This is a genomic window from Aminipila luticellarii, assembly GCF_004103735.1.
GTDB lineage: Bacteria > Bacillota > Clostridia > Peptostreptococcales > Anaerovoracaceae > Aminipila > Aminipila luticellarii.
In genome coordinates, this window is sequence record NZ_CP035281.1 from 2,593,178 (window position 1) to 2,620,040 (window position 26,863).

Sequence of the window (26,863 nt, forward strand, 5' to 3'; positions counted from 1 at the left end):
ATTTCGTTATATGGCAAGAGATATTTCTTACATAACAAGAAAATTTTGCGTTATACCCCATTATACAAAAAAGATGGCTGAAAATCCAGCCATCTTTCATGATTTTTATTGAATTAATATCTGCCTATTATCTTTCAACAACAAGAGCAGTTCCCTGTCCACCGCCGATGCAAAGAGTAGCAAGACCAGTCTTGGCATCTCTCTTAGCCATTTCGAAAAGAAGTGAAATAAGGATTCTTGTTCCGGATGCTCCGATTGGATGTCCAAGAGCAAGAGCTCCGCCGTTTACATTTGTCTTTTCAGGATCTAATCCAAGATCTCTTCTAACTGCTACAGACTGAGCGGCGAAAGCTTCGTTTGCTTCTACTAAATCAATCTGGTCAATCGTTAATCCAGCCTTCTCAAGAGCCTTCTTGGAGGAAGGAACAGGTCCGATACCCATGATTGAAGGATCTACGCCTGCAGAAGCATAGGATTTGATGGTGCAAAGAGGCTTGATTCCTAATTCATCAGCCTTTTCCTTTGACATAACAACTACTGCTGCGCCAGCATCATTGATACCGGAAGCATTGGCTGCTGTAACGATACCATCCTTTTTGAATGCAGGCTTTAATTTTGCAACCTTTTCTATCGTTGATCCAAACTTAGGGAATTCATCTGTATCAAATACAATTGGATCGCCCTTTCTCTGAGGAATGGTTACAGGAACGATTTCGTCCTTAAATTTGCCAGTTTTGATAGCTTCTTCTGCTCTGTTCTGTGAAGTTACTGCAAATTGGTCTAATTCTTCTCTTGTGATTCCCCACTGTTCAGCAATGTTTTCAGCGGTAATGCCCATGTGATAGTTATTAAATGCATCCCAAAGTCCATCGTTTACCATCATGTCTACAAGCTGAGTGTTATTCATTCTAGCTCCGTATCTTGCTGTAGGTAAAGCATATGCTGTCTTTGACATGTTTTCTGCACCGCCTGCAACAACGATGTCTGCATCGCCTGCTTTGATCATCTGTGCTGCTAAAGATACAGCTCTAAGACCTGAACCGCATACTTTATTTATAGTCATTGCCGGAACTTCATTAGGAAGTCCTGCATCAAGGCTGATCTGTCTTGCGACATTCTGTCCAAGACCACCTTGTAATACACAACCCATAACAACTTCGTCAACCTGTTCAGGCTTAATTCCAGCTCTTTCAATAGCGCCTTTGACTGCAACAGCACCAAGGGTTCTTGTAGGAACATCCTTTAAAGTTCCCCCAAAACTGCCGATAGGCGTTCTAGCTGCACTCACAATTACTACTTCTCTCATGTTTTCAGTCCTCCTTAAAACAACTTGCAAATAAAATGTGTTATAAATAAATTATGAATTTTTATTTAAGAGTTTTTCTTAAAAATAAATGTAACATAATTATCTCAATTTGATTTGGGAGCATAACGGTTCGTCACCACAAGTCCCGCATTATAATATATCATATCACATTTTCCGCCAATTGCAATATATTAACCAGACAAAATCTCTTCTTATTGTTATATATTTCACAATTTTACTTCATTTTAATATTTATGCAGTAGTTTGTCAATATATTATTTGCTATTTCCAAGCCATATCCTCAAAGCTTATGACCATTACATGTTCCATACTATTTGCCAGGGCTACGCACTCTTTCGTAAACCCACTTTTGGGAAACAGGATTAATACGTTTTTATCATAATGAAACAGCGTGCTCTAATGCTGCAGATTTTTCCAAATCTTTACAGCTGGTTTCTTTCCTCTATTTCATATATTCTTGAATCAATGTCTTGGAACAATAAATATATATCCTTATTTACTCTTACAATTTGTTGTCTTTTATTTTAACAATATCCTTTTTTATTTTCCCTCGTATAAACCCAGCCCGCATTCTTTTGATGATTTTTTCCTTCTATATTTCATATGATTTGGGAAAATTGAAATAATAGATACTATACATCTACACCCCTTATGCCATAAACCCTAAGTATTATGTCTCGTCACTTTTTACTACTTCTTGTTTTCTTCTTAGCTTCTTTTTCAAGTAACTTGATGCTATCCAGATATGCTTCTTCAACTGGTGCAACCGTAATTTTTTGATATTTTCTGTATTCTTCCGTTGCTTTTGCAAGCGCCTGTTTATGGCTCACTTTACCAGCACCCACAAGAAGCTGACGATTTCCAGAAGATAAAATAGAATCCAACTGTTCCACATAGTCATTCATATACATAGGCTTATGCTCAATCGCATTGATTTCAGCCAAATCGAAGTAACCTGAAACGAGGTTATTCAGGACTCTAAGTTCTTCTTCTGAAAGATAATTTTTTGCAATGCCAATATCCTTTAATGCCGGCAGCTCTCCTGCAAATGATGTAAGTCCCATAAATGATTTATCCGCATCGGCTCTTTCATATATAACTTCCGCTGCCGTATGCCCATGAGCTGCAAAATGTAATTTGTTCTGCACGATTTTAAAAAATCTGATAGAAGCTTCACTATTTGGATTGTAATCCACACTGGTGGCATATAAATCCAGTACCTGACGATAAAGAACCTTTTCCGAAGAACGAATATCCCTGATACGGTCGAGCAATTCTTTCCAGTAACCGCCGCCGCCGTTTCCTTTCAGACGTTCATCATCCATGATAAAGCCTTTAATCATATATTCCTTTAATCGTTCCGTAGCCCATTTTCTAAATTTCGTTGCAACAGATGATTTAATTCGGTATCCAAGAGAGATAATCATGTCTAAATTATAATGAATCACATTATAATTTTTACCGTCAGATCCAGTTGTTCGGAATTTCCGAACAACTGAATTCTCTTCCAACTCATCCTCTTCAAAAATGTGTTTGATATGCTCACTCACATTCGCCTTGCTTGATTGAAATAGCTCAGACAATTGTGCCTGTGTAAGCCAAACTGTTTCATCTTCCATACGCACATCAATATGTGTAAGACCATCATCTGTTTGATAAATAATGACTTCGCCCTTATTTTCAAATGAATCCATTAGTACCTCCCGATCTATTTATACGGACACAATTCTCATTAATCCGCAGTCCATCTAGCTTCAAAATCTTCAGCATTTAATTTCAGATTCTTATTCAAAATCAATAAATGATTGCGAAAATCATGCCTCAGCTTCCTCAAATCATCATTGGAGCTTTTAATAAATTCCAGCTCATTTAAATAGGCTTGATTTTTCTGATCTAACAGAGATTTCTCATACTTTGCTTCAAATGCTTCTGACAATTCATCATATAGGTAAAATATTAAAAAGTTTATTGTTAAAAGGCTGATAACTCCCAATCTGACATATTTCATCTGCTCATTTGATAAAGCCAGGATGAATATCAGATAAATGCTAATGGCTGAAACGATAAAAATTACCGCCCAGTGCCATCTGTGTATGTTTTCGCCCGACCTGCTCTTAACTGCATGCTCCAAAATAATGACAAAATTATATGAAACAAGAGTTGAAACAAATCCGGTCACAAATTCCATACTGATCAGATCATATCGAAAAATAAGCAGATACGACACCATTTCAAATAGAAGAAACAAAGTGTTGATAAAAACGGAAAGAATAGCCTTTTTACGCCAACTTCCTTTGTATATACAGCTTACCAAAAAACACAGCACCAGATTGCTTCCCACAGTAAGGATTGGAAGCGACCAGACCTCCTGAACGATTGAAAGCAGGGCGAGGCAGCCCATATACACCACCGCTTCCAACTTCTTACTTATATCTTTTCTGTCAAAAAAAATAGTATTAAATTTAAAAACAACGTATATGCCAAAAGCATTACACATCAGAGACAATATCACGTCGCAGCATAAATAAGACTGCTCTGCCATCATTCCTTACACGCCCTCTCTCATGAGCATTTTCCTTATCTCAGAGCGGTATATCCGTGTGATGCTCAATACTTGCCCGTTAAGCAGCTTTATGCTCCCGTAATTATATTCTGATATGTAATGCTTATTTACTAAATAAGATTTATGAATTCTAATAAAATCAGAGCTTGTCCTTTTTTCGATCTCTGATAATTTTCCATAAAATTGCTTATGCCCACCATTTCCCCATTTATTTTGTTCTAAAGTCAACAATCACTGCATTCATTGTACCACATAAACAGGAGCGCCGGCAGAATTCAATCCTAAAACTTTATTGAATTTTGTTATTCCGTTCCCTTATCCAGCCTGAACTTTCCTACCTCTTCACGTAAGGTGACCGACTGAGCAGACATTTCCTCACTGGTCGCAGAATTTTCCTCCGCAGTAGCCGCATTCGTCTGAACAACTGCTGAAACTTGGTTTAACCCTTGCTTGATCTGTTCTATTGCAAAGGTCTGCTCCGCAGAGGCCTGTGCAATCTTCGAAAAGCTTTCTTCAATCTTCAACGTATTTTCCCCTACGTCTTTGAGAATTTGTGCTGTTTTAACCGTTATTTCCGCACCTCTGGATACGGTATCGACGGAACCTCGGATAAGCTCTCCCGTTTGTTTGGCAGCTTCCGCAGATTTTGCGGCCAAGTTTCGAACTTCATCAGCCACCACCGCAAAGCCCTTTCCGGCTTCTCCGGCTCTAGCTGCTTCTACAGCAGCATTCAGGGCCAGAATGTTTGTCTGGAATGCAATATCTTCAATGACCTTTGTAATATTGGAAATTTGATTGGAAGAAGCACTGATTTCCGACATGGCTTCGGTAAGCTGCGCCATATGCTGATTTCCGTTGTTTACACTTCCCCCTGCCTGCTGAACAAATTGACTTGCCTCTTCAACAATGCCCGCATTTTCCTCGGCCTGTGCTGAAATCTTTACCGCAGCTGTACTCAGGGCTTCCACAGAAGAAGCCTGTTCTGTGGAACCTGCCGCCAGTTCCTGTGCTCCGGCGGAGACCTGTTCTGCACCAATATTGACCTGCTGTGCTGCTACATCAATCGTACGCATTACGTAGTTCATGGACGTTGCTGTATGGACAATCGCTTCTTTGACTGCTGCAAAATCTCCGGGATAATCAAGCTCCACTTTAATTTGCAGATCACCATCCGCAATACTGCTGAAATTCTTAATAATATCAGCCAAAATAATTTGTTGCATTTGATTGCTCTTTCGAATCAATTCAACCATCTGTCCCAGTTCGTCCTTGCTTTCATATGTAATCTCAGTTCCAAGCTCTCCCTGAGATATTTTGCGATAAGCATTTACAATTTCTGTTACAGGAGCCATAATAGATTTCCGAATGCTGATTACGATAACTACTGTCAATATAATGGATATAACTGTAGACAGAAGCAGTACGATCCATGCCATGACCGTAGCTGCTTGAGCCTCTTTACTCTGCTGCTCAGACCGCGCCGTTGAAGAGTCCGTAAGCTCAGCCATGATCTCTCCCTCCTGATCGTAGATAGGAAGATACTCATTATAATACAAATCCCGAGCCTTCTGCTCATCCTCTTCCGACATGGTCAAAAGGAGTTCTTCCATTTCCTGGCGGATAGGTGCTCCTTCTTCCAGCAGTGTACGAAATTTTTCTATTTTGGCGTCACGATCATGATTTCTTTGAGTATTTGCATACTCTTCCAACGTGCTCTTTATCACGTCCCTATCCTTATTGGCCTGATCTAAGTTTTTCTGCCTAGTCTGCTGATCGTTGGCGTCGAAAGCCTGTAAAATATATTTTTCCACGGACATCAAATGATACCGCATAGACCCAGTCTGACTAATGTTAGGCGTTGTATAAGTTGAATAGTACGTTACCTGCGTGTCAATTTTTTTGATGCTATACAAGGATAGTAGTGAAGTCAATACCATAAGTCCGAGTACAATTCCAAAACCCAAAATAAGTTTCCTGCTGATGCTTAAGTTTTTCATGCAATAGTTTCCTCCTATATCTTCCATATATTTCTTGTATATTTATCCATTAGAGCCTTGCGGTTGTCCGCATGTTTCTAAATAATTTTCACCCTTAGAATCATTTCCATCTTTATACCCGTTGCCAAAAATTACAAACCATAATTTCCTACTTTTTTAATAAAGGAAATTATTTACTCCATAAAAACATCCCCTCTCTTTAATAAAGCAAAAGGGGATGGATTCATCTTCATCACGATCATAAAAATTGAACAATATATTTTTCCACTAATTCAACCGGTTTATAGGAAAGCTTCGCTTTTCTCAAATTTTCTATGCCCATATCTTCTTCACGGTTTACATAGATTATGGAGTCATCTAAGTGCTTACAGAATTCATTATTAATGGCTGGATACAATCCTCTTATCTGACTGTTTGCCTTTTCAACGTGCTCTGTAATGGTCTGTTCTCCTGTTCTTCCGCCAATGGCAAAGGCTTCCACCTTTCCATCGATAACAATGGCACCTGCCGTATAATCCAATCGGTTCAAATTCATTACCACGTCCCGCATGGCATCGGTTTCCATAAGCAGCCATCGCATTTCGTGAGGCGCTATTTTTTTTCGTGCATTAAATTCTTCCAAAAACTTCATCACGGTACCGATCATGTCCGGAGTCAGCGTGACGTACTCATAATTGTAGTTATTCAAGAAGTAATTTAAATGGTTTTTTTTAGCATGGTATGCTCTGCCTTTCAAGTCGATCAAATCCTGCTTTAAATATAAATAATCATAATTCGGCCTGTCCGGAATGAACTCCACCTCTCCGGGAAAAGCCTCTTCAATAATTTTTTTCATATGTGCAGGGAGAAGCCGGATACTAAAATTGGATCCCTTTTCTTGAAATCGTTTCCTCGTCTCACATAAGGTTTCTCTCAGCTTTGCCGGATCGTATGTTCCGGTGCGGGTCAGCGGCGGAAACAAAAAATATTCATGCTTTTCAATTTCTAAATGGCTCAATCCGGCAATGACCATGTAATCCCCAATGATTTCCCACGAAAATTCATTCTGATCTCTCCACATGTATAGTGAAGAAAAAGATAATCCTGAGGTTCTGTATTCGTAAGATGTTAAATACTGTTCCAAAATTTCTCTGTTTTCTATCGTTATCTCGTTTTTAAATATACTACTCATTTATTGTTCTTTCCTTTTAATATTCTGCCCGGCTCTTCATCCCCGTTCGGCAGAATTTTCATCATCTTGCTATTGAATGCCCCAGCTCTTTACTTCCTCTACTAGTTCATAATTTGTAAAATCGTAGTGCAGCGGTGTAATGGAAGCATAGCCATCCTGTACAGCTATTACATCGTAATGCTCCGGCAGGTTATCATATACTACAGGTTTTCCGCTGTACCAGTATTGAGAAGCACCTGCCTTGCCTACTATTTTGCTCTGAAACCATCCGTCGTATTCTCTGGGTCCTAAAGTTGTAATTTTCACACCTTTCAATTCTTCCTTCGGCACGTCCGGCACATTGATATTCAGCACGGTCTTCCCATCCAGCCGTCCGATGGATTTCATCAGCGTCTGCACCGCCAGCTCTGCGGCCACTTCAAAATGCTGAGGCCTATGGTTATCCACAGAAACCGCTACCGACGGAATTCCGCAGATACAGCCTTCTATAGCAGCTGATACTGTCCCGGAATAGTGGGTATCCGTGCCCAAATTTCCTCCATGATTGATTCCTGAAAAAATCATATCTATTTTTATACCCCGGTCCTTCATAAGTAAAACACCCAATTTCACACAATCTGCCGGAGTTCCGTTTATTTCAAGAGCAAGCTCCGCGTTTTCATAAGGAACTTCTTTTGCTTCCAGGCCTTCCCTTACAGTAATGCTGTGACCGGCTGCACTCCGCTCCACATGCGGGGCGCATACATATACCTGAGCGACCTCAGATAAAGCTTTTACCAGTTCAAAAATACCCTTTGCTTTTATTCCATCATCATTGGCAACCAAAATATTCATATTCTGTCTTCTACTCCTTTTAAAATCCTATTGCTATTTATACTATCACCAATATCCCTTTTTATCTATGGAAAAATGCAACGAGCCGCTATAATCTTTTAATACCATCTTGTCATCGGCAGATCATTGTTCACACCTTTTGAAAGTAAAATCTGATGCAAATCGATTACGCCTCTGTTGAAAGTCGCTGCACAGGCACACAGATACAAATCCCACATGCGGGTAAATTCGATTCCCATCTTTGCTTCGATTTCCTTCCGACGTTCATTAAAATTGGCATCCCATCGAAGCAGTGTTTCTTTATAGTGACGTCGCAAGCTTTCTACGTCCAGCGTATAGAAATTGTATTCTGCACACAAATTGATGATTTCTCTTAAGCTTGGACACATGCCGCCGGGAAATATATATTTTCTCATCCACGGATCTCCGGGATGCTCTTTCATGCCGCTTATATAGTGCAATAAAAATAAGCCGGTCGGCTTTAATACTTTATCAACACAGGACATAAACAGATTGTAATTATCTCTTCCTACATGCTCCAACATTCCTACGCTCACTGCCCGGTCAAAGGTGGTCTTTAATTTAGGCAGATCGCGGTAATCCATGATTTCGACTGTCAGATAGTCTTCCAAGCCTTCTTCCTTAATTCTTTCATTGAATTTCTTGCACTGCTCCTGACTTAAAGTGATCCCTAGACCCTTGACCTTATAGGTCTTAGCTGCTTCAATTAAAAGCTGTCCCCAGCCGCAGCCAATATCCAACAGGCTCATTCCCTCTTTTAGGCAAAGCTTTTCGAGAATGCGGTGAATTTTGTTCATTTGAGCTTCGTACAAGGTGTCTCTTTTCTTCTTAAAGTACCCGCAGGAATAGCTCAACGTTTCATCCAGCCAAAGTGCATAAAAATCATTTCCGATATCATAGTGAGAAGATACCTCTTTTTTCTGATTTTTCTTTCCGTTAGACGTGAACATTAGTTTTTTTAATACCTTCGTGTTTTTGGGGAATTTTCCTAGCTGGCCGAGGAAATTGTTTAGTGCCGTATAAAGGTCACCCTCAATTTCAATATCTCCTCTCATATACGCTTCACCTAAAGCCAGAGAAGTGCTTGCCATCAGCTCCTTTATTTCTATCGGCTTATTTACCCGAACTGTAAATGTTGGCTCCCCTTCCCCTATCAGATACTTTTCTTCATCCATCACGATTGCAAATGGGTTTTCATCGAATTGTTTCAAAAAATCGATAAGTAACTCTTGTTTCTTTTTCATAATAGATTTCCTCCCTTTAATAATCTGGCCGCGTTTGTACAAACTACGTTTGGTCAGGTTTCTATTGCTTGAACAATAATTAACTTAATTTTATCCATTTCTTCTATTTTAATACTTTGCTTCGAATTAATCCAGCCAAGAAGCAATTTTTCTTATTGAAGGAATCCCATATTAAAAAAATAAAGTGTGTTTTCAGTTTTTTGAAAACACACTTTATCCCTAAAACCGTACCTCTATGGTCGTTCCCTTTCCCAGCTCACTTTCTAACTGAATAGCCGCATGATGCTGTTTAACTATATGCTTGACGATGGAAAGCCCTAAGCCAGTGCCGCCTGTTACTTTGGAATGACTTTTATCCACCCGGTAGAACCGTTCAAAAATCCGTTCCTGATATTCCTTATCTATCCCGATACCGGTATCGGATATAATCAGCTTGACCGGATTATCAGTCAGGTCCACCTTTACCTTCCCATTTGTTTTATTGTATTTTATGGCATTTTCACATAAATTAAATACCAATTCATCCAGCATGGCGTAAGCTCCCGTCACGTGGATTGGGCTCCCGTCCGATGATCCTGCAAATTCAACAGTTACGTGAGCTGCTTCCGCCTTATCTTTCAATCTTTCTATCACCTCTTGGCAGATTTCCTGCAAATCCACCACTTCACCGGGCAGTTCACAGGCTCCCTCGTCCAGCCTAGAAAGCTTCATAATGTCCTCTACCAGTGCAATCAGCCGCTTTGCTTCGCTGTAGATCTTGGCGGCAAATCCCTTTACATCTTCCGGTTTGGCGATCCCCTCCTTGATAATTTCCGCATAGCCCAAAATAGATGTCAATGGTGTTTTCAGCTCATGAGAAACATTTGCAGAAAATTCTCTCCGAATTCCGTCTGTTTCCTCTTTTTCCGTAATGTCCAGTGCCAGCACCACGGCACCCTCCGCGTTTCCGTCCACATTCTTTTGGGAAGAGGATGGAACGGCAAGTAAATGATACAGCCTTCCGTCTTGTTTCAAGCTGCTTTCCGCGGCTATGCCATGGAGAGCTTTTTCAGCGACCTCTCTGAATTCAGCACTCCTGTTCAAGGTGAGGTAATGACCCTCCCGAACCTTTCCAAAAATTTCTGCCGCTCTTTTATTGACGATCAACATTTCCCCCTCGGAGTTCAGCACAATCAAGCCTTCCTTCATGTTCTGGGTAATGGACTGAAATTCGCCCCGCTCTTTCTTTAAAATAGCATAGGTTTCTTCAATAAGGCGGTTCTGTTGTTCCAGTTTTCTTAATAATGGTGAAAATTCATCGTATACCTCATTTGATAAGGGGTCTTCCAAATCCAGATTATTGATAGGAGCTACGATAGCCTCTGTCTGACGTTTGGCTAAGAACAAAATAGCAGTCAGGAGAATCAGGCACATGAAAAATACATATGCCAAATTGACTGCCGCCACGGCATATACGTTGGAGGTGGTATTAGCCACGCGAATCACATTTCCATTTTGAAGCTTTACCGCGTGATAAAAGGTCTGCTGCCCTAACGTGTCAGACATTCTCACCTCTTCACCGCTTCCGGTCTGAATCGCTTCCGCTACTTCCGGCCTCTTTAAATGGTTTCCCATTTCAGCGGGGTTCTGCCGATTATCAAACAAGACCGTACCGTCCGATCCAATCAGAGTGATTCGATCCCCCTGAACACCCTTAATTCCCTGCAAATAACCTTCGCCGCCCAAATTGACCGCTGCTGATATATATTGCGCCTCTTGTTCCACTTCTACCTTCATATCCCGATAAAAACCCTTGTACATAATAAAAGAAATCATAACGGTCGTTATAATAATGGCAATAGCTGAAAGGGAAAAAAAGTTCTTAAATATTTTTGTTCTCATACCAAATACCCCAATTAAAATTCTTTGATCAAGTATCCTACGCCGCGAATCGTTTCTATGATTTGTCCGCTTTCCCCAAGCTTTTGTCTCAAGGTTCGCAGGTGCACATCCAGAGTTCGGGTCTCTCCGTCAAAATCATATCCCCAAATGCGTTCCAGCAGGAGATCTCTTGATAAAACATTTCCCCTGTTTTCCATTAAATACCGCAGTACTTCAAACTCTTTCAGCGTTAATTGTACCGGTTTTCCATCGGCGGTAACCAAATGCTTTTCTGCATTCAGGGTAATGTCTCCGCAGGTGATCTGGCCGTTTCCTGTTTTGGGCTGCACTCTCCGCAGGACAGCCTTAATTCTGGAAATCAGCTCCATCATCCCAAAAGGCTTTGTCATATAATCGTCGGCACCGTTATCCAGCCCGATTACTTTGTCATACTCTGTGCCCTTGGCGGTCAGCATGATCACCGGAATATCCCTTGTCCCCTTACTGCTCTTAATTTTCTTCAAGACTTCGATACCATCCATCCCCGGAAGCATAATGTCCAGCAAAATCAATTCCGGCGTCTGCTGGGAAAGTGCAGAAAACAACTCCGCTCCGTCCGAAAAGCCTTCCGCCTTAAAGCCGGTATTTCTTAGGGTATATACGATTAATTCCCTTATACTGCTGTCGTCTTCAACACAAAATATCATATTCTACTCCTCCTGCTCCATATGCGTGCCTGTAATGGAAAATTCCACCCATTCGGCAATATTCGTCGCATGATCTCCTATTCGTTCAAAATATTTTGCTATCATCAATATATCTATAACATCCAGCCCCATTTTATTTTGCTCTTCCCGGCTTTGTTTTGGCATGTTTCCAATGGTATCTATTACCTCATTTTTGATCACATCAAAAAGATTGTCTACCACATCGTCATATGCAATGACTTCCTTTGCTAGAACTAAATCCCTCTGCACAAAGGCTTCGACGCTTTCCGTTACCATCTTAATCGTCGCTTCTGCCATCTGCTTTATGTCCTTAAAGTCTGTAGGAAGGGACAGATCCGCCAGCATAACAATATCTGCAATATCTGCAGCCTGATCCCCTATTCGCTCCATATCTGTAATCATTTTTAAAGCGGCAGAAATCAGTCTCAAATCTCTGGCTACCGGCTGCTGTTGTAATAAAAGCTTTAGGCACAAAGCCTCAATATCCTTTTCCTTCTGATCGATCTGCTTTTCTGCTTCAATGGTTTTCTTCGCCAACTCTTTGTCTTTTTCAATAAGTGCTTTCACGGCGTCGTTGATCGTTGTCTCGCACAACGCACCCATTTCAATAATCTCCTTGTTCAGTAATGTCAGCTGCGTATCAAATCTGTTTCGCACTGCTATGCCTCCTTATATTTTATCACAATAATCTCATAAAAAACATCAGCCAAATCTTCCGGTAATGTAATCTTCTGTTTTTTTGTTTTTAGGAACAGAAAACAGCTCTTCCGTGTCACCAAATTCGATGACCTCTCCTAAAAGGAAGAAGGCTGTTTTATCCGAAATACGGGCCGCCTGCTGCATGTTGTGCGTAACCATAATAATGGTGTAATTCTTTTTCAGCTCCAGAGCCAGATCCTCTATTTTAGATGTAGAAATCGGATCCAGCGCAGAAGTCGGCTCATCCATTAAAAGCACCTCCGGTTCCACAGCCAAGGCTCTTGCAATACAAAGCCTCTGCTGCTGCCCTCCCGACAGCCCCAACGCACTTTTCTTCAAACGATCCTTTACCTCATCCCAAATGGCCGCATCTCGTAAGGATTTTTCTATGATGTCATCCAGCTTACTTCTGGATTTTATTCCGTGAGTCCTCGGCCCAAAAGCAATGTTGTCATAGATGCTCATTGGAAATGGATTCGGTTTCTGGAACACCATACCTACACGCTTCCGGAGCAGGTTGATGTCCATGCTGCCATATATGTCCCGATCGTCCAGCAGAACTTCTCCGGTTATCTGACAGCCCTCCACCAGATCATTCATGCGGTTCAGGGATTTAAGAAGGGTCGATTTCCCGCAGCCGCTGGGTCCTATAAAAGCGGTTATTTCCTTCTCCGGCAATGCGAGATTTACATTTTTTAAAGCTTTAAAATCCCCGTAATATAAATCTAAATTTTTTACTTTAATTTTATCCATATTTTATCCTTTTCTCTGTCTCTTAACGCGCGGCAATCTTTTTTGCAATAAAGCCGGAAAGAGTATTGATTACTACCACAATGATCAACAATATCACCGCCGTAGCATACGCCTGATTCATGTACAGTCCTTCACTGGACAGCGCATACATATGCACGGCTAAGGTTCTCCCCGAGCCCATCAGATTCTGCGGAATATCTGCCACCGTTCCCGCCGTATAAATCAATGCTGCCGTTTCTCCTACGATTCGTCCGATTCCCAGTATGACACCTGCCAGTATGCCGGGCACTGCCGTGGGAAGAACAATGACAAAAACTGTACGGAGCTTACCGGCTCCCAGTCCAAAGCTGCCCTCTCTGAAAGAATCTGGAACAGCTTTCAAGGCTTCTTCCGTTGTACGCATAATCAAAGGCAGTATCATGATGGCTAGGGTGAATGCTCCCGCCAAAATCGAATAGCCCCAATGAAGTGCCGTTACAAAGAACAGCATACCAAATAACCCATAAACGATGGAAGGAATTCCCGCCAGGGTCTCTGCCGTAATTCGGATCAAACTGACAAACTTATTGCCCCGTTTTGCGTATTCCACCAGAAAAATTGCCGAAAAAATACCTAACGGTGCGGCTATAAGCAGGGAAAAAATCGTCATGACAATAGTATTAATCAATGCCGGCATCAACGATACATTTTCTGTGGTATATTTAAACTCAAACAGACTCGGCGTTAAATGCGGTATTCCTTTTGTCAGAATATACCCCACTAAAAACATCAGGACCACAAAGGTCAGAATCGCTGCTGCCATGACCAGTAAAAACAAAATAAATGAAACAGGATTTCTAAAATAAGCTTTTACTTTATCTCTTACTTTTACGGTATTAATGGCATTTATTTCTCGTCTAGCTTCCTCCATTTAAATTCCTCCTGTTCAAAATCGATACCGATAAATTGATGATAAGTATAAAAACGAATAGAACTACAGCGGTAGCAATAAGAGCTTCTCGGTGAAGCCCTGCCGCATACCCCATTTCCATAACAATGTTCGTTGTCATGGTTCTCACGCCTTTAAAGAGTCCCGCAGGCATCCTTGCCTGATTTCCAGCTACCATCATGACCGCCATAGTCTCCCCGATAGCACGTCCTATTCCAAGAACCACACCAGCGATTACACCTGACTTTGCTGCCGGAAGCACGACCCAGAAAATACTTCTTTCATGGGTGGCGCCCAGTGCCAAGGCTCCTTCATAGTACTGTTCCGGCACCGTTCGTATGGCAGACTCACTGACCCCGATGATTGTAGGCAGAATCATGATTCCAAGGAGAACAGAAGCGGTAAATATACTGCTGCCGTTTCCGTCAAAATTTTCCCTTACAAACGGAACCAGAACTACTAATCCAAAGAATCCATATACAATGGACGGGATTCCCGCCAACAGTTCTGTGGCTGCCTTGAGAGGCTTATAAATTAACTTCGGGCAGAACCTAGCCATAAAAACTGCTGTCAGCAGGCCTATGGGAACACCCAGTAAAATAGCCCCTGCTGTTACATAGATACTTCCCAGTATCATCGGGAAAATGCCGTATACATCGTTGGAGGGCCGCCATGTCCGCCCTAAAATAAAATCAAAAATACCTATTTCTTTTATAGCCGGTATGCCGTTTGCGAACAGAAAGATGCATATCAATGCAACTGCCAGCACCGAAGTGCAGGCAGCTGCAAGAAATACGCATTTCATAAACAGTTCTTTAAATGTATTCATACGATTGCTGTCCTCTTATTTGATAATATCCGACCAGCTTGAGATTTTTCCCGTAAAGATGGACTTTACCTGATCAGATGTCAATTCATCTACTTCTAAGTTCTTGTTTACGATTACTGCTATGCCGTCCATTGCAATGACCGTAGCTTTTAAACCTCCGCTGGTCTCTTCCTCTTTCAGTTCTCTGGAAGCCATACCAATATCACAAATTCCGTCGATTGCGGAGGTCATTCCTGTGGTGGAATCGCTCTGCTGGATTTCAATAGAAGCGTTAGGGTTTACTGCCAGATAGGCTTCTTTTAACTTTTCCATGACCGGTGTTACAGAGGAAGAACCTGCAATAACGATTTTTCCTTTCGGCATAGTCCCGGAGAAATCCGGTGCTTCCCCGACGGAAATATATCCGTTGTCTTCAACCACCTTCTGGCCGTCCGCACTCATAATGTAGTTTATAAAATCCTGTGTAACCTTGCTTACCTCTCCCTTTGTAGCTATATTGAACGGTCTTGCAATCTTATAGGTGCTATCCTTGATGGCTTCCTTGCTCGGTGCCACACCGTCAATTTTAAGAGCCTTGACCGTATCGTTGAGGGAACCGAGAGAGACATATCCGATTGCGTACGTATCTCCTGCCACACTTGTCATCATGACAGACGTGCTGTTGGTAATGTTGGCTTCTTCCGTTGTTTTGTCCACTTTTTCTCCTGCCCCGTTTTTCTCTTCGATGCCGAACAACTCAATAAACGCACCTCTCGTTCCGGAACCCTCTTCTCTTGATATGACAGAAATGTCCTGACTTGTCTTTGACTTATCCGAACCGTCTGCACCGTCCTTGCTTCCGCATCCTGCCAGACTTCCTGCAATAAGGGCCGTTACTGCCGCAAAGGCTAAAAACCTTTTGAATCCATTTTTCATTTTATTCGCTCCTTTACCGTTTTCCTTTTATTTTGTCTACATTCACATAGTATATTCACCATGTTAAATCAACAGGCCGAATGAAGTAAAGAATGTGTAAAATCAGGTTAAATCTATGTTAAGAGAGCTGCCGCAGTGCGGCAGCTCTCTATGCGAAAACAAAAACTGGTCACGAACTAAATACGGCACTGAAATATTTTTCTGCTGCCTTATAGCCCTGTTCGTATAAATAGGTATAGGCGGCATCTCCTTTTTTAATATCAAAATTCAAAGAAGAAATTTTGCCTGTTAAAATCTGAATGGTGCGTTTCATGTTTTCAGGATCGCTATAGGAGAATTCTGTCTGAACAGCCTCCGCACATGAAATCAGATTACGGATATAATCCAATAAATTGTTAATTTCTCTGTCCTGATCTTGATTTTTTCCGGTGAGCAGGGCGCCCACGGTTTGATTCTCAGGGCATTCCTTATCAAATAAGGTAATGGGATACCGATACATGATTCCTCCGTCAGCGTAGATTCTAGGCTGCTTACGGTCATCTCCTATGGGTTGGTCTGTTTTGACTGCTTCAAAGAAAAGAGGCACGGACATGGAGATCCGAACAGCTTCCGCTACTTCAAAATATGGCGTATCCTTTGCCGAAAAAACAATAGATCCATTTGCCGCAACATCTGTTCCGACGATATAAAGCTCCTTAAATTCGTGCTCGTTTTTATGAATCGCGGGATTTCTAAAATCCTCAAAAGTATATGGCGGCTTTTTCTTCCGGGGATCAAACTGCGCATGAATCTGATCCCGTATCCAATCATAAAAATAACCGGAGGAATACCAGCCGTATTTCTTGACCAGCCTGTAAACACATTCGGCATTTTCAAATATTTTATCTAATTGCACCTTTTCTGATTTTGTGAAATAAAAAGATTCCGTAGAATTGCTGTTCAATGGGATTTTGCTATAATCCAGAGACTCTGTAATGGCTCGCATTTCTTCGAACGGAAGATCGAAGGATGTGATGCAGGCAGCGATGGCTCCTGCCGATGATCCCGCTATGCGCTTTATGTCCTTTATAAGCTCAATTCGATAGAGATAGTCCAGCATACCAATATAAGCAATGCCTAAGATTCCTCCTCCGGATAATACTAAATTTCGATATGGATATTCCATATAGCTCCTCCCTCCTATCCTTACTCCGAATAATATATTTTACTTTTGGCTTCTTTATGTCATAATAGAATTAATATATAAAGTATGGAGATGATTTCATGAGTAAAGAAATAGAACAACTATCAACTATCATTCAAGACAGCAGCAATATTGTTTTCTTCGGGGGAGCAGGTGTGTCCACGGAAAGTAACATCCCAGACTTTCGTTCTGAGAGCGGGCTTTATCGGGCCATGAACAAATATGGAAAATCCCCCGAAACAATGCTTTCTCATAGCTTTTTTCAAAACAACTTAGAAACCTTTTATGACTATTATAAAAATAACCTGATTTATAAAGAGGCAAAACCCAACAAAGCCCATCTGGCTCTCGCCAAACTGGAAGCGGAAGGCAAGTTGAAGGCTGTCGTAACCCAAAATATAGATGGGCTTCACCAACTGGCCGGCAGTAAAAGGGTTTTTGAATTGCACGGCTCTGTGCTGCGAAATAACTGTATGCGATGCGGAGAATTTTACGATCTGGACTACATCTTGAAGCCAGAAAACTGCAAAGAAAAGGAAGGATTAAAGACACTGGTTCCCACTTGCAAAAAATGCGGCGGGATTGTCAAACCGGATGTGGTTCTTTATGAAGAATGCTTGAACGACGAGGTGATCCAAGGGGCCGTCGACGCCATTTCTAAGGCCGATACCCTGATCGTCGGCGGCACGTCCCTAGTGGTATACCCTGCCGCAGGACTGATCAACTACTTTAGAGGAAACAATCTGATCCTGATCAACAAATCAAAAACACAATATGACCATAAGGCGAATCTGGTCATCTATGATGCCATCGGAAAGGTTCTCGGAGAGGTCTGCGGGATTTAAAGAAGGATTTTCATATAACCCAAAAACAGGCATAGCTGCAACATCAGCTATGCCCATTATTATTTGAACTCCTCTTCATGCTCCTTAAAAAAGTTAAAGTAACTTCTTACATTCTCCAGTTCTGTCCATTTCTTTCCTGCTATAGGTGTTTCATCTAAATCATAGATTTGGGATTCTTTCATGGATAATAAAAAGGGAGAATGCGTAGCAATGATGAACTGACAGCCAAAAAATCTTGCCGAATCCTCTATAAACTTCAAAAGCTTTACTTGCAGCTCCACAGCAAGACTATTTTCCGGCTCATCCAACAAATACAATGCGTTTTCTTTGATATTCTCGGTAAAAAACCAAAAAGCACTTTCTCCGTTAGACTGCTCCCGGATATTTCCCATTAAATTCCTTTTTACATATTTTGAAAAGGTGTGTTTTTTTACATCATTATTTTTCTTTAACTGTTCATAATCATCCAGCGATCTCATTTGAAATGAGGAATATTTGGTTTCCATATACTCATCAAATAAATTTTCTCTTTTGATATCAATTTTCTCATTTACACATCGGACAGCTAGCATATAATCGAATACGTCATCGCTTGTAATAATCCTGCTGTTTCTCCAAATAGAAAACGAACTGTTTATGGTGTGTTGCTCACAAAGTCCTACATAATCATCAAAAAAGTCGCTTTTATTAAAATACGTTCCCCTCTGAATTTTCATTTTCTCCGCAATGATGTTCAGAATCGTTGTCTTTCCGGAACCATTTCCGCCGTATAAAAATGTAACAGGCTCAAATTTCAGTTCTTCCAATCCTTTTTCAAAAAATAAAGTGAACGGATATACGGAAGAGTAACACGTTGCTTTCAGTCTCTCCTCATTTGATAAAAAAATTTCCTCGCTCACGTTATCGGGAAAGTGGAAACGATCCAAATATACGGTCATAACAAAATACCCCTATCTTCTTTTAACGTTCAATTCATTGCGGCAGCACCGCACCTCAATCCTTGAAATCATTGTACCACACAAGCAGGGATTCGTCCATGAACCGGCACTTCATAGGCTTATTCATCCTTTGACGTTAAGAGCAATGCAGAGTTGATTACCACCGCCACAGAACCCGCATTGTGAACCAAAGCCCCCAGAACAGGATTTAGTATGCCCATTGCTGACAGGATGACGGCGAGCAGATTCAGACACATAGAGAATACAATATTTACCTTAATTTTCCTCATAGTTTTCTGCGAAAGTCTGATCAAATATGGGATTCTCTGGATATCGTCACCGACCAGTACCGCATCGGCAGCCTCCACCGCGATACTGCTCCCGATCCCCCCCATTGCGACTCCGGCATAAGCGGATTTCAAGGCTAACGCATCGTTGATTCCATCCCCGACCATGCAGACAGGCTTGTTTTCATCCGTATACCTTTTAAGCTCTTTCATCTTATCTTCCGGAAGCAAATTCGCTTTGACCTTTGAAATGGCTACCTTTTCTGAGATATCCTGAGCAGCGTCCGAATTGTCTCCGGTGAGGAGCAGGGGTTCTATGTGAAGGCTTTTCAATTTGGAGATCATCCTCTCCGCATCCTCCCGTACCGTATCGGACAGGGCGATAAGACCAGCCATGTGCCGGTTTATTCCTATGTAGACCACCGTTGCACCTTTCTTCAAATAATCCTCCGATATATCTTCTATTTCCTTCGATATAAAAATTTGTTCCTGCTGAAATAAGTCTGGTTTCCCTATCAGTATTTCCTGCCCGTCAATCTGTGCTCTCACTCCCTGCCCGGCCAGTAAGATAAAGTCCTGCGGCTCCAGCATTACTTTCTTCTCAGATTTTTTTATAAGATCCTGCTCACGTAACGCTCGATAATGAGCACAAATAGATTTTCCTATAGGGTGCTCCGAGCGCTGCTCTGCGGTGGCTGCATAATATAGCACCTTCTCTTCAGAAAGGCTGTCGTTAAAGCTTTTCAGTGCAATCACCTTTAGTTTGCCGTAAGTAAGCGTTCCGGTCTTATCAAAAGCCATGTGTTTTACTTTGGCAAAGCGTTCCAATGCGTCACCCGAACGAATGATGATACCATACGCTGCGGCATTGCCGATACCGGCCATAATCGCCGTAGGTGTAGCTAATATAAATGCGCACGGACAAAATACGACCAAAACGGTGACCGCACGAATCCATTCCCCGGTAACAAGCCCTGTGATGACTGCCGCGCCCAATGCAGCCCACACCATCCAGGTGGCCCATCTGTCCGCCAGGCTTATGATAGGAGCCTTGTTGGCACCGGCCTCTTTCACCAGTTTGATCATCCGTTGAAGGGAGCTGTCCTCACCAACTTGAGTGGCCCTCATGGTAAAGGTGCCGTACTGGTTGACTGTCCCGCTGGTCACCGGATCTCCGGCTGTTTTATCTACCGGCAGAGATTCGCCCGTCATGACCGACTGGTCAATAGAGGTCTGCCCCGATAAAATAACACCGTCTGCTGCAATGGCTTCCCCCGCCAGCACTACTAATATATCGTCAACCTTTACCTGCTCCGCCGGGATTATCTCTTCCCTGCCCTTTCGAATCACCCGGGCGGTTCGCGGAGTAAGTTTCATCAGATTTTCTATACTTTGGTTGGCTCTTTTAGATGTTCCGTTCTCCAGCAGAGTCCCTATGGCCATGATGAAAGCGACCTCTCCGGCAGCAAAATATTCCCCTATAAATACGGAAGCTACGAGTGCAATGGAAACAAGAACATCGGCCTTTATATCGTGATCCACCACCAAGCCCTTGATTGCCCCAACAAGGATGGGAATCCCGCATAAGACAATGGCTGCCCACGCCGGGTCAAAGGGTAAGGCTCCTTCCTGCCAGTGAAATAGACTGCCGAGCAGTGCTGCTCCCGATAGGATAACCCATATTAAATTACGCTTGTCTTCTTCTATTATCCAGCTTTTCATTTTTTGTTTTGTCCTCCCTTATCGCAATATATTTATCTTTCTATCGGTCTTTCTTGTTGTTTCTGTATCCCCCTATAGGGGATACGAAAACTATATCACGTTTCCTTCTTTTGTCAACCACCCTTTATTTTTGTCAAGGCCTTATTCCCGCAATTTTCTGCAAGAATCCCAATAAAACGCTTCGCACCCTTGACATTAAATACCGGAGGTGATAATATCAAGATGCAACTAAATAGTTATTTTATGTTCCGTCAAATGCGTTTGACGGCTAAGAGGGAAGCAGGTCATAATCCTGCGCGGTCCCGCCGCTGTAATCGGGGAGTCAGAACCTGTTCCAAAAAGGAAGATCACTGAAGCATGAGCTTTGGGAAGATCGGAAGATGACGTTGATCCGTAAGCCAGAAGACCTGCATAAAATTCCATGTAATCCGAAGGGAGATCGGTTTATATCTTTATTGTGTTTTACAGGAAAACGGGCTGTAGCGAAAGCTGCAGTCTTTTTTATTTGAAAGATGCGTACAGGGCATGCCCTATAAATTTCTAGAAATATAGTCGAGGATAAGAAAAATGGAAGAACATATCGTTCCTACGAACAGAAAGCATCATAAACACCATAAAATCGGACACAAACACGGAGAAGGCTCCAGTATTGATTTTTACGCGTATAATTCCGGGATAAGGCGTTGGAATCCGACCTTCAAGGTATCGTTTTCTGCTTTGACATTAATTTTATGCATAGCGCTAAACAATCCATATGTGTCCATCGCCGTCATGATAGCCATGGCATATCTAACGGTAATAAAGGGCCGACTTCCAGTTCACGCATATGTATCCGTGCTGACGATTCCCATTACCTTTATTCTTCTTGGCACAATTATGGTCGGTATTGACTTTTCCACGCAACCGATCGGTCAATACAATTTACATCTGGGATTCTTTTATATTATTACTTCCGAAAAGAGTTTAAAGATGATGTGCTTTTTAATTTTAAAGGTTTTCGGTGCAATCAGCGCAATGGAGATGATGGCTTTATCGACTCCATCCTCAGAAATCATCTGCGTGTTACAGAAGACATATGTGCCCCAGCTCTTTACAGAGTTGATGCTGATGACTTATCGTTATATATTTATTCTGATTGATGTCAACATCAATATCAGAAATTCCGCAGATTCCCGTTTGGGCTTCTGCGATCTAAAAACTTCTTGGAGTACATTTGGAAAAGTTGCAAGCAATATGTTGATCGTTTCCATGAAAAAATCCAACGCCTATTATGATGCCATGGAAGCCAGATGTTATGACGGACAATTTATGGTTCTGGAAGAAACCCAGAATATAAAAGCAAAACAAGTTGTTATAGCAGCTATATTCATATTTTTTCTGTTAGCTTTATGGTACATCACAAAATAGAAAGGATCTTTATGAAAAACCCGATTTTACAAATTCAGAACTTACAGTATTGCTACGGAAACGGAAAAACCGCTCTGCACGACATCAGTGTGGATATTTATGAGGGTGAAAAAATTGCTGTTATCGGCTCCAACGGTGCCGGAAAGTCTACCTTTTTTCTGAATACCAACGGAGTTCTTACGCCGGATGAAGGCGACATTTATTACAGAGGAACTTTAATAACCAAAAAGAATCTGAAGGAATTACGGAAAAATATCGGTATCGTCTTTCAGGACGCAGATAATCAGATTATTGCTTCTACTGTTTTGGCAGAGGTCGGATTTGGCCCGATGAATCTAAAGCTGAAAAAAGAAGAGGTTTTAGAGCGTGTAGAGGAAGCCTTGCGTTATATGAACATTCTTGAATTTAAGGATCGGCCGCCTCACTATTTAAGCGGAGGGGAAAAGAAACGGGTCAGCATTGCTGATATTATTGCTATGAAATCAGAAATCATCATATTTGATGAGCCTACGGCAGGGCTTGATCCGCTAAATGCGGAAATGCTGGAAGAGGTCTTAGGAAAACTTTCTTCGGAGGGAAAAACTATGCTCATTTCTACACATGATGTGGACTTCGTCTATCGATGGGCGGAGAGGGTTCTTGTTTTTAATGAGGGAAAGATTATTGCCGACGGTACGCCATTTGAAATTTTTCAAGAGATCGAAATCTTAAAGCAGGCTAATTTAAAACAGCCCATGCTAATGAAGGTCTATGACTTGCTGGTCGAGCACGCACTGCTCAAAGATGAACAGGTTTATCCAAAGACATTTCAGGAACTACAGGAAGTAATTCAAAAAATATAATAGAAAAGGAGAGTAAATATGAAAATGAGTATGAAAGAAAAAAAACTGATTGTAAGCGTTACTGCTGTCGCTTTGTTTTTCGGTATTACTCCAACAGTAAGCGCAATGCACATTATGGAGGGATATCTTCCGCCTAGTATGTGTATTGTCTGGGGCGTGATCTGTATTCCATTTTTGGTAGCCGGCTTTCTGTCCATTAAGAAAACCCTTGCTCAAAGCCGCAGAAATATTACCATGATTGCTATGGCTGCAGCCTTTGTTTTTGTAATTTCCTCGTTAAAAATTCCTTCTGTGACAGGCAGCTGTTCACATATGACAGGTACAGGTCTGGGAGCTATTCTGCTTGGTCCTAGTGCTGTCAGCATTTTAGGTATTATCGTATTGATTTTTCAGGCTATTCTGCTTGCACATGGAGGATTAACTACATTAGGAGCCAATACCTTCTCCATGGCGATCGCAGGACCATTTCTTTCCTACGGAATTTACATTCTGTGCAAAAAATTACATGTAAATAAATATGTTGGCATTTTTCTTGCCGCGTCCATTGGTGACATATTTACATATTGCGTTACCAGTTTAGAGCTGGCGATAGCCTATCCTTCCCCTACCGGAGGATATATGGCTTCTGTTGTTAAATTCCTTGCGGTTTTCGCTCCGACTCAGCTTCCGCTTGCCATTATTGAAGGAATTCTTACCGTCATTATTATCATGGGTCTTGAAACCTATGCAAAACCGGAATTAGCCGATTTAAGATTTGAAGTTGGAGGTGACACAAAATAATGAAAACGAAATCAAAGGTTATCATTTTATTGATCATTGCACTGTTAATAGCTATTGTTCCATTATTTGCATTGAAAGGCGCTGAATTCGGCGGTTCTGACGATGCGGGCAGCGTTGCCATTTCTGAAATAACAGGAACAGAATATACCCCTTGGTTCACGCCCGTTCTGGAAACGGCCATTCACGGTGAACTTCCGGGAGAAATTGAGAGCCTGTTATTCTGTGTTCAGACAGGAATCGGCGTCGGCATCATTGCCTTTATTATGGGCAGATTGGTAGAACGCTCCAAACAGGAAAAAATACACAACAATAAAAAGAAGCCGCAGTAAGCCGGCAAACATAAGAACCAAAAAACCTTTCCTTTTTACGGGAAAGGTTTTTTTATTAGTGATATACCCCCGCGATCTGAACCTTTAAGATGTTGGTCGTTCCTGTTATTCCAATCGGAACGCCTGCGGTCAGAACGACGATTTCACCGGTTTTTACATAGCCGGCTTTACTTGCGGCGGCTACCGCAGAGTTAAACAAGTCACGGGTATTTTGATATTCCGGGATGATAAGCGGTGTAACGCCCCATGCCAGATTCAGCTGTCTCCAGACGCAGGCATTGCTGGTGCATCCTATGACAGGACAATCCGGCCGATACCTGGAAATCATATGTGCCGTTCTGCCGGAGGCGGTTACTGTAATAATAGCCGCAGCATTGAGATCCATGGAAGTCGTACAGGTGGCATGTGAAATAGCTGTGGTCACATCCGGTTTTATAATGTCTCGATTTTGCGCAAATCGGCTCTTATAATTGATATCCTCTTCTGCACGCTCTGCAATCCGAACCATGGTCTGCAAGGACTCTACGGGATAGGCACCTGCTGCGGTTTCACCGGAAAGCATGATGGCGCTTGTCCCATCATAGATCGCATTGGCAACGTCTGTAGCTTCTGCTCTTGTTGGCCTTGGATTTTTCATCATGGAATCCAGCATTTGCGTAGCCGTTATAACAATTTTACCTGCTGAAATGCACTTCTTAATAATAATTTTTTGGAGAACCGGAACATCCTCCAGCGGGATTTCAACTCCCATATCTCCTCTTGCAACCATGACCCCATCCGAGACTTCAATAATTTTATCAATATTTTCAACGCCCTGCATATTTTCAATTTTAGCGATGATCTGTATGGTATTGCAATTCTGCTCTTTTAAGATCTTCCGAATAGCCAGTACATCTTCAGCTGTTCTGACAAAAGAAGCCGCAATATAGTCCACATTCTGCTCAATCCCAAATAAGATATCATCGTAATCTCTCGGGCTTATAAATGGCATAGAAAGGTTAGAATTCGGCACATTGACACCTTTATTGTTAGATACCGGACCGCCGTTCTCTACCTCACAGACAATATCTGTTTCCCCGACCTCCAGAACCTGAAGCTCTATAAGCCCATCATCTATGAGGATTTTCATTCCGGCATGTATGTCCTTCGGCAAATCCTGATATGTAATGCTTACCATATCCTGATTTCCAATCATGTCTCTGGTGGTCAGTGTAAATTTTTGTCCACGCTCTAAAATAATTTTATCCTGCTCGAATTTGCATATTCGGATTTCCGGCCCCTTGGTATCCAGAATAGCAGCAATGGGGAGGCCCAGTTCATCCCGCATCTGTCTGATTCTGTGCAAGGTCTCCGCGTGTTGTTTGTGATCCCCGTGAGAGAAGTTCAGCCTTGCCGCATTCATGCCCTCCAGCATCAGTTGTCTCAATATTTCATCGTCCATAGTTGAAGGACCAAGCGTGCAAATTATTTTTGTTTTCCTCATAGATTATCACCTTTCCTTTATATCCATTTGAACTATCTGCTTCTCTTTACTTTTCCATATACTTGTAGTTTACCACAACAATTTGTTCTTTTCTATATACCTTTTGGCCAGAATTTCTTCTTCAACTAAGCTTGCCGGACTATTGGTCATGATCTTTTTTACTTTTATTTTTAACTCGTCTTTCCAGTCTTTTGTTCCGTCCTCATTTGCTGCTTCCCTCAAATGGTTATCGAGAATTTCCTTGCTGTAAATCAGGGTCGGATCCAATCCGAAAACGGCCGCAGCCGCATCCGCTTCCTCCAGCCCGCTCTTTGCAAATTCTCCCTTAATAAATGTGTATTTTTCTCCGGAAAACACATTAAAGCTTTTCATAGCATCCAAATAACCCAATCGAATGATTCTCTTTGTGTTTTCGGGATTAAAGGCAAAAAAACTGCCCAAAGACCATTTACATGAAATCTTTTTTAAGGAATCGCTTTCCTTTAAGGTATCTTTTTTTATAATACCTGCTGCGGATAAATCCACTGCTATAACATTCTCCGCTCCCCTTTTCAACGCCATGGCTACCGGAATATTATCAAAATAACCACCGTCTATAAATTTTTTATCATCAATCTCATGGGGACTTATAAAGGGAAAGCAAGCCGTGCTTGCTAAAATGTAATCCACCAGCTTCCCTTCAGGGATTTCCTCTATAAAAACACAATGGGCCTTAAATACAGGAAATTCTACTGTTACAATGCCATATTCTGTTCGGCTGGAGCGAATTTGCTCCTCTTGCAGATTTTGCTCTAAAATCCTTTTCAGTTCTTCTTTTTCCGTGAACTCGGTTATGGTGCCTTCTTCTATTTCACTCCAGATTTTTTTAGCGGTTTCAAAGTCGTTCTGTGCAACCAATGCTCCGTTGACCGCACCGATGGATGTGCCTGTAACCATATCAATTTGGATTCCCAGCTCATTTAATGCCTGCCATACACCGATTTCATAAGCACCTTTCGAGCCGCCGCCCCCCAGCACCAGTGCTGTCTTCCCGTTTTGCATCGTTTCCTCCTTTTGCCACACCGTATAAACATTTCAATTCATTATATTATATTCTGCAAAATTGTCAAAATTTATTATTTGAACATAAGTTCTTTTGATGGTATAATAGAACAAAAGTTCTTAATTGTAAAAATTAT

The 26,863-nt window shown here is 41.7% G+C and carries 25 protein-coding genes and 1 riboswitch; of the genes, 5 read left to right on the forward strand and 20 right to left on the reverse strand.

Annotated features, from left to right (window positions below):
• Positions 1 to 127: 127 nt before the first annotated feature.
• From EQM06_RS12075 to EQM06_RS12150, 16 genes are all read right to left on the reverse strand, one after another.
• A complete protein-coding gene (locus tag EQM06_RS12075) occupies positions 128 to 1,306 on the reverse strand; it encodes an acetyl-CoA C-acetyltransferase (protein ID WP_128746608.1) in 1,179 nt (392 codons plus the stop codon).
• 701 nt (positions 1,307 to 2,007) lie between these two features.
• The gene (locus tag EQM06_RS12080) at positions 2,008 to 3,021 is read right to left on the reverse strand and encodes a virulence RhuM family protein (RefSeq protein WP_128746609.1); all 1,014 of its coding nucleotides are present in this window, start codon (positions 3,019 to 3,021) and stop codon (positions 2,008 to 2,010) included.
• A gap of 38 nt (positions 3,022 to 3,059) precedes the next feature.
• Complete coding sequence (locus EQM06_RS12085; RefSeq protein ID WP_128746610.1) at positions 3,060 to 3,872, reverse strand: hypothetical protein; 813 nt, start codon at positions 3,870 to 3,872, stop codon at positions 3,060 to 3,062.
• Positions 3,873 to 3,875: 3 nt separating this feature from the next.
• Positions 3,876 to 4,121 (reverse strand): LytTR family DNA-binding domain-containing protein, encoded by a 246-nt coding sequence (locus EQM06_RS13535; RefSeq protein ID WP_128746611.1) that lies wholly within the window; start codon positions 4,119 to 4,121, stop codon positions 3,876 to 3,878.
• A 71-nt stretch (positions 4,122 to 4,192) separates the two neighbouring features.
• The gene (locus EQM06_RS12095; protein ID WP_164914455.1) at positions 4,193 to 5,887 is read right to left on the reverse strand and encodes a methyl-accepting chemotaxis protein; all 1,695 of its coding nucleotides are present in this window, start codon (positions 5,885 to 5,887) and stop codon (positions 4,193 to 4,195) included.
• 238 nt (positions 5,888 to 6,125) lie between these two features.
• On the reverse strand, positions 6,126 to 7,058 hold the full coding sequence (locus EQM06_RS12100) for a DUF2156 domain-containing protein (protein ID WP_128746613.1): 933 nt from the start codon (positions 7,056 to 7,058) through the stop codon (positions 6,126 to 6,128).
• Positions 7,059 to 7,127: 69 nt separating this feature from the next.
• On the reverse strand, positions 7,128 to 7,892 hold the full coding sequence (gene surE, locus EQM06_RS12105; protein WP_128746614.1) for a 5'/3'-nucleotidase SurE: 765 nt from the start codon (positions 7,890 to 7,892) through the stop codon (positions 7,128 to 7,130).
• A gap of 98 nt (positions 7,893 to 7,990) precedes the next feature.
• The gene (locus EQM06_RS12110) at positions 7,991 to 9,157 is read right to left on the reverse strand and encodes an SAM-dependent methyltransferase (protein WP_128746615.1); all 1,167 of its coding nucleotides are present in this window, start codon (positions 9,155 to 9,157) and stop codon (positions 7,991 to 7,993) included.
• A 219-nt stretch (positions 9,158 to 9,376) separates the two neighbouring features.
• Positions 9,377 to 11,038 (reverse strand): sensor histidine kinase, encoded by a 1,662-nt coding sequence (locus EQM06_RS12115; protein WP_128746616.1) that lies wholly within the window; start codon positions 11,036 to 11,038, stop codon positions 9,377 to 9,379.
• A gap of 14 nt (positions 11,039 to 11,052) precedes the next feature.
• Positions 11,053 to 11,724, reverse strand: coding sequence for a response regulator (locus EQM06_RS12120; protein ID WP_128746617.1), 672 nt, complete (start codon positions 11,722 to 11,724; stop codon positions 11,053 to 11,055).
• Positions 11,725 to 11,727: 3 nt separating this feature from the next.
• On the reverse strand, positions 11,728 to 12,402 hold the full coding sequence (gene phoU / locus EQM06_RS12125; RefSeq protein WP_128746618.1) for a phosphate signaling complex protein PhoU: 675 nt from the start codon (positions 12,400 to 12,402) through the stop codon (positions 11,728 to 11,730).
• 45 nt (positions 12,403 to 12,447) lie between these two features.
• Complete coding sequence (gene pstB / locus EQM06_RS12130; RefSeq protein ID WP_128746619.1) at positions 12,448 to 13,197, reverse strand: phosphate ABC transporter ATP-binding protein PstB; 750 nt, start codon at positions 13,195 to 13,197, stop codon at positions 12,448 to 12,450.
• Between the two features lie 22 nt (positions 13,198 to 13,219).
• Complete coding sequence (gene pstA / locus EQM06_RS12135; protein ID WP_128746620.1) at positions 13,220 to 14,107, reverse strand: phosphate ABC transporter permease PstA; 888 nt, start codon at positions 14,105 to 14,107, stop codon at positions 13,220 to 13,222.
• Positions 14,094 to 14,954, reverse strand: coding sequence for a phosphate ABC transporter permease subunit PstC (pstC, locus tag EQM06_RS12140; protein WP_128746621.1), 861 nt, complete (start codon positions 14,952 to 14,954; stop codon positions 14,094 to 14,096). Before pstC ends, pstA begins: the two co-directional genes overlap by 14 nt.
• 15 nt (positions 14,955 to 14,969) lie before the next feature.
• Positions 14,970 to 15,869, reverse strand: a complete 900-nt coding sequence (locus tag EQM06_RS12145; protein WP_128746622.1) for a substrate-binding domain-containing protein — start codon at positions 15,867 to 15,869, stop codon at positions 14,970 to 14,972.
• A gap of 169 nt (positions 15,870 to 16,038) precedes the next feature.
• Positions 16,039 to 17,034, reverse strand: a complete 996-nt coding sequence (locus EQM06_RS12150) for a patatin-like phospholipase family protein (protein WP_128746623.1) — start codon at positions 17,032 to 17,034, stop codon at positions 16,039 to 16,041.
• 98 nt (positions 17,035 to 17,132) lie between these two features.
• On the opposite strand from EQM06_RS12150, the gene EQM06_RS12155 reads away from it, so the two are divergent.
• The gene (locus EQM06_RS12155) at positions 17,133 to 17,897 is read left to right on the forward strand and encodes an NAD-dependent protein deacylase (protein ID WP_128746624.1); all 765 of its coding nucleotides are present in this window, start codon (positions 17,133 to 17,135) and stop codon (positions 17,895 to 17,897) included.
• 59 nt (positions 17,898 to 17,956) lie between these two features.
• Here the strand turns inward: EQM06_RS12155 and EQM06_RS12160 are convergent, their stop codons facing one another.
• Both EQM06_RS12160 and EQM06_RS12165 read right to left on the reverse strand, forming a co-directional pair.
• Positions 17,957 to 18,835: an AAA family ATPase gene (locus EQM06_RS12160; RefSeq protein ID WP_128746625.1), complete on the reverse strand. Its 879-nt coding sequence runs from the start codon at positions 18,833 to 18,835 to the stop codon at positions 17,957 to 17,959.
• Between the two features lie 119 nt (positions 18,836 to 18,954).
• Positions 18,955 to 20,844, reverse strand: coding sequence for a heavy metal translocating P-type ATPase (locus EQM06_RS12165; protein ID WP_128746626.1), 1,890 nt, complete (start codon positions 20,842 to 20,844; stop codon positions 18,955 to 18,957).
• 226 nt (positions 20,845 to 21,070) lie between these two features.
• A riboswitch (cobalamin riboswitch) is annotated at positions 21,071 to 21,273 on the forward strand.
• A gap of 138 nt (positions 21,274 to 21,411) precedes the next feature.
• Here EQM06_RS12165 and cbiQ point away from each other — a divergent pair.
• From cbiQ to EQM06_RS12185, 4 genes are read left to right on the forward strand one after another with little or no spacing between them, the layout of a single operon-like run.
• Entirely contained in the window at positions 21,412 to 22,251 is an 840-nt protein-coding gene (cbiQ, locus tag EQM06_RS12170) for a cobalt ECF transporter T component CbiQ (RefSeq protein ID WP_128746627.1), read from the forward strand.
• 11 nt (positions 22,252 to 22,262) lie between these two features.
• Positions 22,263 to 23,093: an energy-coupling factor ABC transporter ATP-binding protein gene (locus tag EQM06_RS12175; RefSeq protein WP_128746628.1), complete on the forward strand. Its 831-nt coding sequence runs from the start codon at positions 22,263 to 22,265 to the stop codon at positions 23,091 to 23,093.
• Positions 23,094 to 23,111: 18 nt separating this feature from the next.
• A complete protein-coding gene (locus EQM06_RS12180; RefSeq protein ID WP_330548338.1) occupies positions 23,112 to 23,873 on the forward strand; it encodes an energy-coupling factor ABC transporter permease in 762 nt (253 codons plus the stop codon).
• Entirely contained in the window at positions 23,873 to 24,202 is a 330-nt protein-coding gene (locus tag EQM06_RS12185; RefSeq protein ID WP_330548339.1) for an energy-coupling factor ABC transporter substrate-binding protein, read from the forward strand. The genes EQM06_RS12180 and EQM06_RS12185 overlap by 1 nt, the downstream gene beginning before the upstream one ends.
• A 55-nt stretch (positions 24,203 to 24,257) precedes the next feature.
• Here EQM06_RS12185 and pyk read toward each other — a convergent pair whose 3' ends face one another.
• Complete coding sequence (gene pyk, locus EQM06_RS12190) at positions 24,258 to 25,685, reverse strand: pyruvate kinase (RefSeq protein ID WP_128746630.1); 1,428 nt, start codon at positions 25,683 to 25,685, stop codon at positions 24,258 to 24,260.
• A 69-nt stretch (positions 25,686 to 25,754) separates the two neighbouring features.
• A complete protein-coding gene (locus EQM06_RS12195) occupies positions 25,755 to 26,726 on the reverse strand; it encodes a patatin-like phospholipase family protein (RefSeq protein ID WP_128746631.1) in 972 nt (323 codons plus the stop codon).
• Positions 26,727 to 26,863: the final 137 nt, after the last annotated feature.